Below are 14279 nucleotides of genomic sequence, written 5' to 3'. Positions count from 1 at the left end.
CGGCAGCGTCTTTTGTTTATACGACACTGCTGCTCGCGGTGGCCGCGCTGGTGCCGCGCCCCACCCACTGCCCGCGGGGGGGTGTGGTATGGCGCCCCGGCCGACTCCCCACTCCTGGTTCCCTCCCGCTTTCCCTCGTTTTCCCTCCCGCTTTCCACTCCCGGGGCGTCCCCTTCCCTTCGCTTCCCTCCGCCCGCCGCTCCAGGTGCTGACCGGCGCCTCCCCGCCTAGCATCCCCTATGTAGTGATTTGTCCTGATCCTGCTGGGGAGAGCGACACCATGGTCAGCCCGGCCCTCGTCGATCCGACCACCGTCCGTGCGACGGCTGCCGAGGCGTGGCTGCGCGGGTACCCGATCCTGCGGAACTACCGCACCTTGTACGCGCAGGCGCTGGACGACGCCGATCCGGCGTACGTCGGCGGCTTCGGCGTCTTCCGTCACCACCCGCCGCCGTCCGCCCTCGACCCGGCGACCCTCCGCACCGCGGCCCCCCACACTGCGACTCTCCCCGCCTCGCCCCTCGGTGAGGGAGCCGTCGACCACGATCTCCCGTCCTCCTCCGCCTGGCTCGACCTGCGCGCCGAGCCCTGGGTCCTCTCCGTCCCCGCCGACGACCGCTACTACGTGCTGCCGGTCCACGAACTCGACGCCGTGTACGCCGGGTTCGTCGGCGCCCGCGCCACCGGCCCGGAGGCCGGCGACCACCTGGTGGCCGGCCCCGACTGGCAGGGCGAGCCGCCGCCCGGCGTCCGGAGCGTGATCCGCACCGCCACCCGTCTGGCCGGCATCGTCGCCCGCACGCACCTCGCCGGGCCGGAGCCGGCCGACGTCGCCGCGATGGAGGCCGTCCGGCAGCAGTACCGGCTGCGGCCGCTGCACGAGTACGAGGGCACCCCGGCGCCGCACCCCGCCCCGGACCCGGTCTGGCCGGTCTGGCGGGACGAGGTGACGGACACCGTCGAGTTCTTCGCCTTCCTCGACTTCCTGCTCGGCTTCTTCCCGCTCCCGTCGCCCCGCCACCCGGCCGCCGTCCCGCTCCCACCCGCCGAGGCGGACCTGCGCGGCCGCCTCACCGACCTCGGGATCGACGGCCGCGGCGAGTTCGAGCCCGCCGCCCTCCCGCTGGACGTGCGCGCCGAGATGGCGCGCGGCATCGCCGACGCCCGGGCCCGGCTGGAGCGCGAGGCCGCCGCCCGCCCCGACGCGTGCGGCCTCGCCGGCACCCGCGAGCAGACCGGCGCCGACTACCTGCGCCAGGCCCTCGGCGCCCGGCTCGGCCCGTACGACCTCCCCGCCGAGGAGGTCTGGTGCGGCGCCTGGACGGCCGACAGCGAGGGCCACCGGCCGCCCAGCGCGAGCGACCGCGACTACACGATCCGGTTCGGCCCCGGCGCGCTGCCGCCGGCCCGCTTCTCCTGGTCCGCCGCCCTGTACGAGCTCCCGGACCGCCGACCGGTCGACAACACCCTCGACCGCTATGCGATCGGCGACCGGACCCCGGGCCTGGTCCACGACCGGGACGGCGGTCTGACGCTCCACGTCCGGCACAAGCGCCCCGCCGACGCCGAGCACTCCGCCAACTGGCTCCCGGCGCCGGACGGCCCGTTCACCGTCGTCCTGCGGCTCCACGGCCCCGAGGCGCCCGCACTCGACGGCCGCTGGCGGCTCCCGCCGCTCACCCCGCGCTGACCGCCGCTCGCCCCCTGACCCCGACCGGTCACGACCACCCCCGACCGACCGCTCCCCAGGCCCGACCGCCCCCGACCACCCCCGACCGACCACGACAGGACACCCGATGACCCAGCCCGAGCTGGAGGCCCTGGCCGCCGACGCGTACGTCTACGGCTACCCGCTCGTCGCCGGCCTCACGATGGTCGAGCGCTTCACCAAGGGCGGGATGGGCACCCTCCCGGCGGCGACGTTCAACCGCTTCAGCCACGCCACCCGGCTGGCCGCCCCGGGGGACGACTTCGTCTCGGTCAACAACGACACCGTCTACTCGATCGCCCAGCTCGACCTCTCCGAGGGCCCCCAGGTGCTGCACGTCCCGGACACCGCGGGGGCCTACTACGTGCTGCAGTTCGTCGGCGCCTGGACCGACAACTTCGCCTACCTCGGCAGCCGCGCCACCGGCACCGGCGCGCAGACCTGGCTGGTCGTCCCGCCCGGCTGGCACGGCACCCCGCCCGACCCGCAGAAGGTGATCGAGGCGCCGACCACGGTCGCGACCGTCGTCGGCCGCTTCGCCTGCGCCGGCCCGGACGACCTCCCCCGGGTCAAGGCCCTGCAGAACGCGCTCACCCTCACCCCGCTGGAGCCCGGCGGCCTGGCCGCCGGCCTGCCCGAGCCCGACCAGGACGTCCCCGAGCGGCTCGCGTTCTTCGAACGGATGCGGATCTGGATGCGGGCCTTCCCGCCCGCCGGTCCCGACGTCGAGTACGAGCGGCGGCTGGCCCCGCTGGGCCTGCTGGACGAGGGCATCTCCCCGTACCGGGCGGCGGCCTCGGACTGGACCCACACCCTGCTCAAGGGCCTGGCCGCCGGGCGCGAACGGGTCGAGGCGGCCACCCGCCCGCCCGAGGACCACCCGCTGGGGGAGTGGCGCTCGGCGCTGCACCTGTTCGACTACAACATCGACCACCTCGGCCCCGGCACCATCGACGACCCCGAGTGGCGCATCCCCGACCGCCGCGCCGGCTACCTCAGCCGGGCCGCCGCCGCCCGCGCCGGCCTGTGGGGCAACCACGCCTACGAGGCCTCGTACGCCATGACGTACGACGACTCCGACGGCCGCCCGCTCAGCGGCGCGAACCGCTACACGCTCCGCTTCGACCAGCCGCCGCCGGCCGAGGCGTTCTGGTCCGTCACGATGTACTCGCTGCCGGACTACTACCTCGTGGACAACCCGATCGAGCGCTACTCGATCGGCGACCGCACCCCCGGCCTGGTGCACGGCGCGGACGGCTCACTCACCCTGACCCTCCAGCACGAGGAGCCCGAGGACCCGACGGAACTGGCGAACTGGCTGCCCACCCCGGCGGGCGAGTTCCGCCCGATCATCCGCTTCTACCGGCCGAAGCAGTCCGTCCTGGACGGCACGTACCAGGTGCCCCTGATCCACCGGCGCTGAACCGCTCTCGGCTCGGGCCGGGAGACGCCCCACCCACCGTCGCGTGCACCTGACGCCGCAGCCCGCCCTCCGGTGTGAGCCGAAAGGCGCTCCCTCACCGCGGCGAAGGCTGCGGCGGGGCCGATGCGCCGCTCCGCGGGTGCGGCGTCGACGTCGCGCTCGGGGACGCCGTGGCCGTCGGGCTCGGCGAGTGCGAGGGCGGGGGCGGGGACGGGGGCTGGGGTGTCGGCGTGCTCGTGGGCGGGGCCGTGGGGGTGGCGGTCGGTGCGGGCGTCGCGCTGGGCGAGGCCGTGGCGGTCGGGGTGGTGCCCGGGGCGGGCGTGGCCGTGGCCGTGGCCGTCGGTGCCGCGGTCGGCGTCGGCGAGGCGGACGGCGGGGCGGAGCCGCCGTGGTCCTGCGGGCCGCCCTCCAGGGTGACCACGGCCTCGGACGGCGGCAGTGCGATCCGGGCCGTCCAGTGCGTCGTGGGGGCGAGGCCGTCGTCCACCGTGACGATCACCGTGATGCGCTGGCCCGGTTCGAGCGTCCCGGAGTCGCGGCTCAGCCGGAGCCAGGCCGCGTCCACGACCGCGTGCCAACGGATCTCGCTGCCACCGGAGTTGGTGAGCGTGAGGACCGTCCGGTTGCCGTACTCGCCCGCCTCGACGGTGAGCAGCCCGACCGGTGCGGGCCGGTCGGCGCCGCCGCCCGCGGCCCAGCCGGAGCCGGCGGCCGGCCCGACCGCCGTCGCGGGGGTGGCGATCAGGGCGGGGCTGCCGAGCGGCGTCGCGCCCCGGCCCGGGACGGGGACGGCGGGACCTTGGAGCACGGGCCCGCGGAAGCCGGGGAAGAACGTTTCTGCACCCGTCGCCCCGGCCCCCGCGAGCTCCACCCCGGGCACCCCCGTCCCACCGACGGAACCCGCACCCGAGGTGGTGACCCCCACCCCGCCGGCCCCCGCCGGCCGCTGCTCCGCCTGCCGCCCGGCCTCGTCCACCCGCACCGACGACACGGCCGCCGTCGCCCCGGGCCCGCCACCACCCCGGTGGCCGGCCCACAGCGCGACCACCGGCGCCGCCAGCACGGCCGCGAGCACCCCGGTGGTCACCACCCGACGCCGGACGGCCAGTCCGCGGCCCGCGTCCGGCGCGCGGTGCCGCGGGAACCCGCTCTGGTCGAACCGCAGACCCGGTTCGACGGCCGCCTCCGCACTCGCACTGCGCCCGGCCCCGGAGGTCTGCGGCAGGTACGCCACCATGCCGTCCGGCGCGGCGGGCGCCGTCAGCAACGGCAGCCCGGCCAGCCCAGCCGGACCCGCTGGACCCGCCGGACCCGCCGGCCCCGCACCGTCCGCCGCCTCGCCCGCCACCCGCTCCGCCGTCCCCCGGCAGGTCGGACAGTCGACGACGTGCTGCACGAGCTCCCGCCGCAGCGCCGGCCCGAGCACCCAGTCCCGCCAGCTCTCCGCCCCGGCCCCGCCGAGCCGGTCGAGCTCCGGGCAGCTGCCCACACCGAGCACCAGCAGCGCCGACCTGGTGCGGGCGACCTCCGCCTCCGCCGCGCCGAGCAGCGCCCGGGTCGCGTCGAACGGCAGCCCGAGCACCGCGGCCACCTCCAGCGGGGTCAGCCGGTGGCGGACCGACAGCTCCAGGGCCTCCCGCTGCTCGGGGCCGGTCCCGGCCGCCTCCGGCCAGGCGAGCGAGGCCAGCTCGCGCCGGCGCCGGGCCGCCTCGGCCTCCGTCAGCCCGGTGCCGGCCGTCCCCCCGGCGCCGTCCGCGAGCCGCCGCAGGCAGCAGTACCGGGCGAGCGAGAACAGCCAGGCCCGGACGAGCCCGGGTTCGGCCAGCCGTCCGCCGTGCCGCTGCGCCAGGTCGCGGACCTCGCGCAGGGTGTCGGCGGCGGTGTCGTGCTCGCACAGCACCGAGAGGCAGTAGGTGAACAGGCCGTCCACCTGCCGGTCGTACGCCGCGAGCACGGCCGTCGCCGGTCTTTCCGCGCGCGGCGGCCCATCAGTACGCGTTGTCACCCGTCCGACGGTAGGGACGACGGGCGGCCCGTCCGGCCGATTCCTGGCGTATGTACTTCTTTCGGGTAACAACATCGCCCACGTGTGTGGACGCGCGGCCCTGAACGGAAGCCGGTCCGGACCCAGGCCCGGACCGGACCCGGATCGGACCCGGCCCCCGCACGGCCGTACCCGCCACTGTCGTACCCAGACGCTACGGTGGGCCCCATGGCTGCCCGTACCAAGACCACCGCCAAGCCGCGCCCGGCGTACCGCTGCACCGAGTGCGGCAACCAGCTGCCCAAGTGGGTCGGCCGCTGCCCGGAGTGCAACGCCTGGGGCACGGTGGAGGAGTACGGCGCGGTGCCGATCCGGACGACGGCGGCCGGCCCGGTCAGCGCGCCCGCCCGCCCGATCGCCCAGGTGGACGGCCAGGTCGCGACGGCCAGGTCGACGGGCGTCCCGGAGCTGGACCGGGTCCTCGGCGGCGGTCTCGTCCCCGGTGCCGTGGTGCTGCTGGCCGGCGAGCCCGGTGTCGGCAAGTCCACCCTGCTGCTGGACGTCGCCGCGAAGGCGGCCACCGCCCAGCACCGCACGCTGTACGTCACCGGCGAGGAGTCGGCCGGCCAGGTCCGGCTGCGTGCCGACCGGATCGACGCGCTCTCCGAACACCTCTACCTCGCCGCCGAGCAGGACCTCGGCGCGGTGCTCGGGCACATCGAGGCGGTCGGCCCCGGCCTGCTGATCCTCGACTCGGTGCAGACCATCGCCTCCGCCGAGCTGGACGGCGCCCCCGGCGGCCCGGCGCAGGTCCGCGAGGTGGCGGGCGCGCTGATCCGGGCGTCCAAGGAGCGCGGCATGGCCACGCTGCTGGTCGGTCACGTCACCAAGGACGGCCAGATCGCCGGCCCGCGCCTGCTGGAGCACCTGGTGGACGTCGTGCTGAGCTTCGAGGGGGACCGGCACGCCCGGCTGCGGCTCATCCGCGGGGTCAAGAACCGCTACGGCGCCACCGACGAGGTCGGCTGCTTCGAGCTGCACGACGAGGGCATCGTCGGCCTGGCCGATCCGTCCGGCCTCTTCCTGACCAGGCGTGACAAGCCCGTCCCCGGCACCTGCCTCACCGTCACGCTGGAGGGCAAGCGCCCGCTGGTGGCCGAGGTGCAGGCGCTGATGGTGGATTCGCAGATCCCGTCGCCGCGCCGGACGACCTCCGGCCTGGAGTCGCCGCGGATCGCGATGATCCTGGCGGTCGTCGAGCGGCACGGCGGCGTGAAGCTCGGCAAGCAGGACATCTACACCGCGACGGTCGGAGGCGTGAAGCTCAGCGAGCCCTCCGCGGACCTCGCGGTCGCGCTCGCGGTGGCCAGCTCCTCGACCGACACCCCGCTGCCGAGCAACCTGGTGGCGATCGGCGAGGTCGGCCTGGCGGGCGAGGTGCGGCGGGTGACGGGTGTGCAGCGCCGGCTCGCCGAGGCGCACCGGCTGGGCTTCACGCACGCCCTCGTCCCGCCGGACCCGGGCAAGGTGCCGCCGGGCATGAAGGTGGTCGAGGTGGCCGACATCGGCGAGGCGCTGCGCGCCATCCCGGGCCGCCGCCGGGCCGCCGCCAAGCCGCGTGGTGAGGCGCGTGGTGAGGCGCGTGGTGAGGCGCGTGGTGAGGCGCGTGGTGAGGCGCGTGGTGAGGCGCGTGGTGAGGCACCGTCGGCGCCGCCGGCCCCGCGCCAGGCCCGGGTCGCCGCCTACCCGGAGGAGCTGATGGACGGCTGGGAGCCGCTCGACTCCGACGAACTGCGCTGACCCAAGCCCTGTCCCCGCCACACGCAGTTAGACTTTCCCCTGTCTCATTGACGAGAAGGCGAGTACCGAGCGGTACTGAGCGACAGAGCAACAGACCGCAGGCCGGGCGCACGGCGCGAGGCGCGCGGCACGGGCGACCGGAGGAGTCACGTGGCAGCCAGCGACCGGGGGGCGGACAAGTCCTCCCGTGAGGAGGCCTTGCTGCGGGCCTCCCTCAGCGCGATCGCGCCCGGCACGGGGCTGCGCGACGGCCTGGAGCGGGTCCTGCGGGCCAACACCGGCGGTCTGATCGTGCTCGGCTTCGACAAGCACGTCGAGTCGATCTGCACCGGCGGCTTCGTCCTGGACGTCGAGTTCACCGCGACCCGGCTGCGCGAGCTGTGCAAGCTGGACGGCGCGGTGGTGCTGGACAAGGACATCACCAAGATCGTCCGGGCCGGCGTCCACCTGATGCCGGACTCCACGATCCCCACCGACGAGACCGGCACCCGCCACCGCACCGCCGAGCGGGTCAACCGGCAGACCGGCTACCCGGTGGTCGCGGTCTCGCACTCGATGCGGCTGATCGCGATGTACGTCAACGGCACCCGGCGGGTGCTGGAGGACTCGACCACCGTCCTCTCCCGCGCCAACCAGGCGCTCGCCACCCTGGAGCGCTACAAGCTCCGCCTGGACGAGGTGGCCGGCACGCTGTCCGCGCTGGAGATCGAGGACCTGGTGACGGTCCGGGACGTCACCGCCGTCGCCCAGCGCCTGGAGATGGTCCGGCTGATCGCCACCGAGATCGCCGGCTACGTGCTGGAGCTCGGCATCGACGGCCGCCTCCTGTCGCTCCAGCTGGACGAGCTGATCGCGGGCGTGGAGCCGGAGCGCGAGCTGGTCGCCCGGGACTACTTCCCGGAGCGGGCCGCCAAGAAGGGCCGGACGGTCACCGAGGTGCTGGCCGACCTGGAGGCGCTCACCCACGCCGAACTGCTCGACCTGCAGACGGTCGCCAAGGCGCTCGGCTACTCCGGCTCGCCGGAGTCGCTGGACGCCGCCGTCTCGCCGCGCGGCTACCGGCTGCTGGCGAAGATCCCGCGCCTGCCCAACACGGTGATAGAGCGCCTGGTCGAGCACTTCGGCGGGCTGCAGAAGCTGCTCGCGGCGAGCATCGACGACCTGCAGACGGTCGAGGGCGTCGGCGAGACCCGCGCCCGCTCGGTCCGCGAGGGCCTGTCCCGCCTTGCCGAATCGTCCATCCTGGAGCGCTACGTCTGACCCTCGGCCGGATCGCCGGATCGCCGGATCGCCGGATCGCCGGATCGCCGGATCGGCCGTCAGGCATCGATCGACCCGCACAACACCGAAGCCCCCGACCGCGGTTCGCGGATCGGGGGCTTCGGCGTACGGGCGGGGTGACGGCCGGTCAGCCGTCCAGGCGGATCGAGATGCGCGCCGAGACCTTGTCCCCGGTGAGGCCGGTGACGTCGGCGTTCACCACGTAGGTGTCGTTCGCCGGGGGCGCCGGGTCGGGGGTGGCGCACTGCGGCTTGCTGCGGCTGCGGTCCCAGGTGAACGTCTCGATCTGGCTGCCGTTGGCCGGGAGCTGCACCCAGAGGCTGCCCCGGTCGGTCGGGCAGTCGCCGGAGGACCAGACCCGGTCGCCCTTGTTGGCGGCGGTCACGGTGACCACCGAGGTCGTCCGGCCCAGGTCCACGCGGCAGTTGGCGCCGGAGGAGTTCTTCACCGTCAGGGCGAACCGCGGCTTGTCCTTGGACTGGTACGAGTTCTGGGGGCTGGCCAGCTCCAGGGCCACCTGCGAGGTGGCGCAGATCGGCAGCGCCATCACGTCGGGCGTGTTCACCGCGGGGGCGCCGCCACCGGAGCCGCCCGCACCGCCGCCGGTGCCACCGGCCGCACCACCCGCCGCACCACCCGCCGCCGCGCCGCCGGCACCGCCGGTGGCAGGGGCCGGGCCGGCCGCGCCGCCGGTGCCCGTGCCGCCGGTGCTGAGGCTGACCTCGCCGCCGCCCCCGCCCGAGCCGGGGACGGTACCGCCCGTGCCGCCGCCGCCGGGGCGCGCCGCGGGGCCGCTCGGCGAGGCGCCGGGCGTGATGGCCTGAGCGGGTGTCTGGGACTGGGTCGGCGCGGCTTGCGCGGCCTTGCTCTGTGATCCGTCGTCACCGCCGCCGCCCTGATCGGACATCAGCCAGGCGATGAGGGCGATGACCGCGGCCACGGCGGCGAGCACGACGACACGCCGTCGCCAGTAGATCGAGGCCGGCAACGGTCCCACGGGTTGACGCAGAGAGGGCACACCCGAACTCTACGAGACAGTGTGTGGCGATTGACTCACCAACACCGCACAGTCGCCCCTTCCTTCACATGATCCGCCATTTGAGCCGTTCGAGGGAGGTCTTCCGGCGTGTCCGCCCGGAAATTACACAGGATCCGGAATCACCTACTCCACTTCGGCCGGGTCCGCGGGCGTGGGAGGATCGAAGGGCCATGACTTCCAACACCGCCACCGCCACCACCGCGTCTCCTTCCCCCGCAGGACCCGCCCTTCGGCTGCCCCTCCCGCTGCCGGCGCTGCACGCGACCGTCCTCGACTGGTACGAGGCCAGCAAGCGCGACCTCCCCTGGCGCACGCCCGACGCGTCGCCCTGGGCGGTCATGGTGAGCGAGTTCATGCTCCAGCAGACCCCGGTGAAGCGGGTCCTGCCCGCCTGGGAGGCGTGGCTGGAGCGCTGGCCCACCCCCGCCGACCTCGCGGCCGACGCCCCCGGCGAGGCGGTCCGGATGTGGGGCCGGCTCGGCTACCCGCGGCGCGCGCTGCGGCTGCACGCGGCGGCGGTGGCGATCACCGAGGAGCACGGCGGCGAGGTGCCGGACGACCACGCCACGCTGCTGTCGCTGCCCGGGGTGGGGGAGTACACGGCCGCGGCCGTCGCGTCCTTCGCCTTCCGCCAGCGCCACGTCGTGCTGGACACCAACGTCCGCCGGGTGTTCGCCCGCGCGGTGACGGGCGTCGAGTACCCGGCCCAGGCCACCACGGCGGCCGAGCGCCGGACGGCGACCGCGCTGCTGCCCGACGACGCCGGGACGGCCGCCACCTGGGCGGTCGGCGTGATGGAGCTGGGCGCGCTCGTCTGCACCGCCCGCGGCCCCGAGTGCGGCGACTGCCCGCTGTTCACCCACTGCGCCTGGCAGCGGGCCGGCCGCCCGCCGTACGAGGGCCCGGCCCGGCGCGGCCAGTCCTACGAGGGGACGGACCGGCAGGTGCGCGGCAAGCTGCTCGCCGTCCTGCGCGAGGCGCACGGCTCGGTCGAGCAGGCCCGGCTGGACGCGGTCTGGCCGGACGCCGTGCAGCGGGCCCGGGCCCTGGACGGCCTCGTGGCGGACGGCCTGGTCGAGCCCGTCGAGCAGGGCGTCTACCGCCTCCCGCAGTAACTCTGCCCCGATGGCAGTAGACCTGCCCCGACACACGACGACGCCCCCGGAGAACCCTCCGGGGGCGTCGCGTCGATCAGCCGCGCACGGCAGGGGCCGTCAGACGGCCGCGGCCTCCAGCGAGGCCTCGGCCGCCTTCTCGTCCTTGCCGGCGCCGCGCAGCGGCACCTCGCGCATGAAGACCGAGGCGGCGATCGCGATCACGGCCACCGCCGCACCCCACAGGAAGACGGTGTGCATGCCGTTGGCCACCGCGTGGTGGTAGGCGTCCTGGACCGGGGCGGGCAGCTGCTTCAGCGCCGCCGGGCTCATCTGGCTCGGGTCGGCCTTCGACGCGCCGGCCGAGGCGTGCTCGCCCAGCCGCTCCTTCATCGTGTCGGCGACCCGGTTGTTGAACAGGGCGCCGAACAGCGCGACACCGAAGGAACCGCCGATGGTGCGGAACAGGGTGGCGGTGGAGCTGGCCACGCCCATGTCCTTGAGCTCGACGCTGTTCTGCGCGACCAGCATGGTGATCTGCATCAGGAAGCCCATGCCGGCGCCCAGCACGACCATCCAGCAGGCGGACGTGAAGCTGCTGGTCTCGGTGCCCATGGTGGAGAGCAGGACCATGCCGCCGGTCATCACGATGGTGCCGATGACCGGGAAGATCCGGTACTTGCCGGTCTTGGTGACGACCTGGCCGACCACGAGCGAGACGACCAGCATGCCGAACATCATCGGCATCAGCAGCAGGCCGGAGTTGGTCGCCGAGGCGCCCTGCACGATCTGCTGGTAGAGCGGCAGGAAGACGGTCGCGCCGAACATCACGAAGCCGACGATGAAGCCGATGATCGAGACCAGGGTGAAGTTCAGGTTCTTGAACAGGCTGAGCGGGAGCATGGGCTCCTCGACCCGCTGCTCCACGTAGCAGAAGGCGATCAGCGAGGCGGCGGCCAGCGCGGCCAGGCCGAGGATCTGCTTCGAGCCCCACGCGTACTGCTGGCCGCCCCAGGTGGTGATCAGCACGAGCGAGGTGATGCCGGTGGTGAGCAGGATCGCGCCCAGGTAGTCGATCCGGGCGTTGTTGCGGACCTTGGGCAGCTTCAGGGTGACGACGACCACGGCGAGCGCGATCACGCCGAGCGGCAGGTTGATGTAGAAGGTCCAGTGCCAGCTCAGGTGGTCGGTGATGAAACCGCCGACGAGCGGGCCGCCGATGGTGGCGAGCGCCATCACCGCGGCGAACATGCCCTGGTACTTGCCGCGGTCGCGCGGCGGCACGAGCGCGCCCATGATCGACATGACGCCGACCATCAGACCGCCGGCGCCCAGGCCCTGCAGGGCGCGGAAGCCGATCAGCTCGTTCATGTTCTGCGACAGGCCGGACAGTGCCGAGCCCACCAGGAAGATGACGATCGAGGTGAGGAAGGTGCCCTTGCGGCCGTAGAGGTCGCCGAGCTTGCCCCAGATCGGGGTCGAGGCGGCCGTGGCCAGGGTGTACGAGGTGACCACCCAGGACAGGTGCTCGGCGCCGCCGAGGTCACCGACGATCGTGGGCATCGCGGTGCCGACGATCAGGTTGTCGAGCATGGCCAGGAGCATCGTGACGACCAGGCCGACCATCACGAGGCGGATCTCGCGGGGTGACCGCGGCTGTTCCTCCTCGGCCTGCTTGTCCTCCGGCACCGGGTCGGCGGTCTTGGACTGTGACATGGGGTGGTGTCTCCCGGGACTGGGTGTGGACGATCGTCGGGCCTGGAGCGGCTACTTACTTGTCGCCCGGCTAGTTTATGGACCGTCGGCACGGTAAGTTGTCCACTAGCCGGTCGTCAAGCCAGTTTCCATCCCGGCCGCCTGGGCAGGGAGAATGTGTCCCGGGGGGCGGGCACCGCCGGCGTCCGCAGCAGTCACCGACGCAGTCATGAGGCAGGCCATGGGTACGACGCACAGCCCGCGCAGCGACACCCGGGCCCGCATCATCGCGGTCTCTCTGGAGCTCTTCGCCGAGCAGGGCTACGAGCAGACCTCGCTGCGCGAGATCGCCGACCGCCTGGGCGTCACCAAGGCCGCGCTCTACTACCACTTCAAGACCAAGGACGACATCGTCCACGGGATCGTCGAGTCCATGGCCGCGCCGATCGACGAGACCATCGAGTGGGGCCGGCAGCAGCCCTGGACGCCGGAGCTGCGCGACGAGCTGATCCGCCGCTTCGCCGCCGGGATGTCCGAGCGCGCGCCGCTGCTGCGCTTCTTCCACGAGAACCAGCCCGCCCTGCGCGAGTCGCCGGCCGGCCTGGAGTTCAAGGAGCGCATGATCGCGATGGTCCGCCTCGTGCACGGGCCGGACGCGAGCTTCCAGGACCGGCTGCGCGCCGCGATGTCGCTCTTCACCATCAACTCGGCGATGTTCCTGCTCAAGCAGGACGAGACCGGCACCGACCACGTCGACCACCTGTGGCACGAGTCGCCGCAGGCCACCGTGGAGGAGGCGATGGCCGCCGCCCGCGAGGTCGCGCTGGAGATCGGCGCCCTGATCGACCGCCCGGTTCCCGCCCCGGCCCAGGCCTGATCACACCCGGGCCCGAGCACACCCGGGCCCGATCACGACGGAGGGGCGGCCCGGAGCGCGAGCCGCCCCGTCCCCCTCGGGACCTCCGGACCTCAGAAGTCCGTGACGCCGTGCGAGGCCAGGTACGCGACCGGGTTGATCACCGCGCCGTACCGGTTGCTGGTGCGGATCTCGAAGTGTAGGTGCGGCCCGGTCGAGTTGCCGGTGCTCCCGGAGCGCCCGATCTCCTCGGCCGCCGAGACCTGCTGGCCGGGCGACACCTCCACCGAGGACAGGTGCGCGTACTGCGCGAAGCGCCCGTCCGTCAGCCGCAGCACGACCTCCTTGCCGTACGAGCCGTCCCAGCCGGCCGACACCACGGTCGCGTTCCCGACCGCCAGCAGCGGCGTGCCCGGGTCGATCGCGAAGTCCACCCCGGTGTGGTAGCCCGCCGCGTACTCGGAGTTGGGCACCCCGTACGGATTGCTGGTCGGCGCGCCCGGGACGGGAGCGGACCAGTCGGGCGCCGCGGCGGGTGCGGGCACGGCCTCCCCGCCTTCGGGGGCCGACGCCGCCGGCGCCCCCGGGGCCGGCTCGGCGGCCGGCTCGACCGGCAGCAGGTTGGGGGCCATCGCCACGTCCGCCTGCGCCGATTCGCTGTCGTCCGGGAGCCGGTACGGGCTCGGCCCGGCCACCTGCACCATGCCGGGGACGGGCACCGTGGCCTGCGGCGCGGTGAAGGCCGAGCTGCCGGGGGTGGTCGGGAGGACCGTCTGCGCGGAGGCGCTGCCGGGCGCGGCGACGAGCAGCGCGGCGGCCAGCAGCACCGCGGTGCCCCCGGCGGCGACGACGGCCCGCTCGCGGTCGGCCCACACCCGGGCGCCGGGCAGCGGGTGCCGGGCCTCGGCGAGCGCGAGCACCGGCGCGGCGTGGGCGCCGACGGTGCGGACGGCGTGGCCGAGTCGGGGCTGCCAGGCCGCCGCCTGGGCCGCCGTGCGGGCGGCGAGCCGGCGCAGGGCCGGCCCCACGGGCGGGACAGAGGACATGGCGGGCCCAATCACGGTCGTAGAAGGGCAGCACGAAGGGCCCGGTCGGGCGCGGCGTGTGCTGAGCGGGGGACCACTCAGCTTTAACCGTCACCGAGCGGACTCCCAAACGCGGTGACGTACTACGGCGTGTAGTCGGTGTCGCGCCGGAGATTCAAGCCGACGGAGCAACGATCATGAAATCCGATGGTCGGCCCACGGTCCGCGTCGTCCGCCGCGCCCGTCGACGCCGTCTACTACCGCCGGTCGTACCGCCTCCGAGTCCTGTGACCAGCACCACGCGGCCGTGAGGTTTGCCGCCGGCCGCGCCCGCCGCTCGCGTCCGCACCGCTGACCGGGAGCCTCCGCTGGGG

10 protein-coding genes are annotated in these 14279 nt (G+C 74.3%); 6 read left to right on the top strand and 4 right to left on the bottom strand.

Annotated features, from left to right (window positions below; all coding sequences use genetic code 11):
• Positions 1-280: 280 nt before the first annotated feature.
• Both ACFVSN_RS34155 and ACFVSN_RS34150 read left to right on the top strand, forming a co-directional pair.
• Positions 281-1690 (top strand): DUF1254 domain-containing protein, encoded by a 1410-nt coding sequence (locus ACFVSN_RS34155; protein ID WP_387957397.1) that lies wholly within the window; start codon positions 281-283, stop codon positions 1688-1690.
• Positions 1691-1796: 106 nt separating this feature from the next.
• A complete protein-coding gene (locus ACFVSN_RS34150; RefSeq protein WP_387957395.1) occupies positions 1797-3131 on the top strand; it encodes a DUF1254 domain-containing protein in 1335 nt (444 codons plus the stop codon).
• 94 nt (positions 3132-3225) lie between these two features.
• Here the strand turns inward: ACFVSN_RS34150 and ACFVSN_RS34145 are convergent, their stop codons facing one another.
• Positions 3226-5136 carry a sigma-70 family RNA polymerase sigma factor gene (locus ACFVSN_RS34145; RefSeq protein ID WP_387957393.1) on the bottom strand — a complete coding sequence of 637 codons (1911 nt, stop codon included), beginning with the start codon at positions 5134-5136 and terminating at the stop codon, positions 3226-3228.
• Between the two features lie 207 nt (positions 5137-5343).
• On the opposite strand from ACFVSN_RS34145, the gene radA reads away from it, so the two are divergent.
• Both radA and disA read left to right on the top strand, forming a co-directional pair.
• A complete protein-coding gene (gene radA / locus ACFVSN_RS34140) occupies positions 5344-6915 on the top strand; it encodes a DNA repair protein RadA (protein ID WP_387957391.1) in 1572 nt (523 codons plus the stop codon).
• Positions 6916-7065: 150 nt separating this feature from the next.
• Positions 7066-8175, top strand: a complete 1110-nt coding sequence (disA, locus tag ACFVSN_RS34135; RefSeq protein WP_380442406.1) for a DNA integrity scanning diadenylate cyclase DisA — start codon at positions 7066-7068, stop codon at positions 8173-8175.
• Between the two features lie 148 nt (positions 8176-8323).
• On the opposite strand, the gene ACFVSN_RS34130 is transcribed toward disA, so the two are convergent.
• Positions 8324-9193 (bottom strand): hypothetical protein, encoded by an 870-nt coding sequence (locus ACFVSN_RS34130; RefSeq protein ID WP_387957389.1) that lies wholly within the window; start codon positions 9191-9193, stop codon positions 8324-8326.
• A 212-nt stretch (positions 9194-9405) separates the two neighbouring features.
• Between ACFVSN_RS34130 and ACFVSN_RS34125 the strand changes: the two genes are divergently transcribed.
• Complete coding sequence (locus tag ACFVSN_RS34125) at positions 9406-10350, top strand: A/G-specific adenine glycosylase (RefSeq protein WP_380442402.1); 945 nt, start codon at positions 9406-9408, stop codon at positions 10348-10350.
• Between the two features lie 99 nt (positions 10351-10449).
• Here ACFVSN_RS34125 and ACFVSN_RS34120 read toward each other — a convergent pair whose 3' ends face one another.
• Positions 10450-12045, bottom strand: coding sequence for an MDR family MFS transporter (locus ACFVSN_RS34120; protein ID WP_380496664.1), 1596 nt, complete (start codon positions 12043-12045; stop codon positions 10450-10452).
• Positions 12046-12265: 220 nt separating this feature from the next.
• Here ACFVSN_RS34120 and ACFVSN_RS34115 point away from each other — a divergent pair, with 220 nt between their 5' ends.
• Entirely contained in the window at positions 12266-12901 is a 636-nt protein-coding gene (locus ACFVSN_RS34115; RefSeq protein WP_380442398.1) for a TetR/AcrR family transcriptional regulator, read from the top strand.
• A gap of 92 nt (positions 12902-12993) precedes the next feature.
• On the opposite strand, the gene ACFVSN_RS34110 is transcribed toward ACFVSN_RS34115, so the two are convergent.
• On the bottom strand, positions 12994-13926 hold the full coding sequence (locus ACFVSN_RS34110; RefSeq protein ID WP_387957387.1) for a M23 family metallopeptidase: 933 nt from the start codon (positions 13924-13926) through the stop codon (positions 12994-12996).
• Between the last annotated feature and the right edge of the window lie 353 nt (positions 13927-14279).

Origin of the sequence: Kitasatospora sp. NPDC057904, from assembly GCF_042887925.1 — a bacterium.
Taxonomy (GTDB): Bacteria; Actinomycetota; Actinomycetes; order Streptomycetales; family Streptomycetaceae; genus Kitasatospora.
Note: the sequence above shows the minus strand (reverse complement) of the source record. Positions and strands in the feature narration are given on the sequence as shown.

What these genes read in the sequence shown, in the direction of transcription:
- ACFVSN_RS34155 (WP_387957397.1), top strand. Translation starts at nt 281, where the DNA reads ATGGTCAGCCCGGCCCTCGTCGATCCGACCACCGTCCGTGCGACGGCT.
- ACFVSN_RS34150 (WP_387957395.1), top strand. Translation starts at nt 1,797, where the DNA reads ATGACCCAGCCCGAGCTGGAGGCCCTGGCCGCCGACGCGTACGTCTAC.
- radA (WP_387957391.1), top strand. Translation starts at nt 5,344, where the DNA reads ATGGCTGCCCGTACCAAGACCACCGCCAAGCCGCGCCCGGCGTACCGC.
- ACFVSN_RS34125 (WP_380442402.1), top strand. Translation starts at nt 9,406, where the DNA reads ATGACTTCCAACACCGCCACCGCCACCACCGCGTCTCCTTCCCCCGCA.
- ACFVSN_RS34120 (WP_380496664.1), bottom strand. Translation starts at nt 12,045, where the DNA reads ATGTCACAGTCCAAGACCGCCGACCCGGTGCCGGAGGACAAGCAGGCC.
- ACFVSN_RS34115 (WP_380442398.1), top strand. Translation starts at nt 12,266, where the DNA reads ATGGGTACGACGCACAGCCCGCGCAGCGACACCCGGGCCCGCATCATC.
- ACFVSN_RS34110 (WP_387957387.1), bottom strand. Translation starts at nt 13,926, where the DNA reads ATGTCCTCTGTCCCGCCCGTGGGGCCGGCCCTGCGCCGGCTCGCCGCC.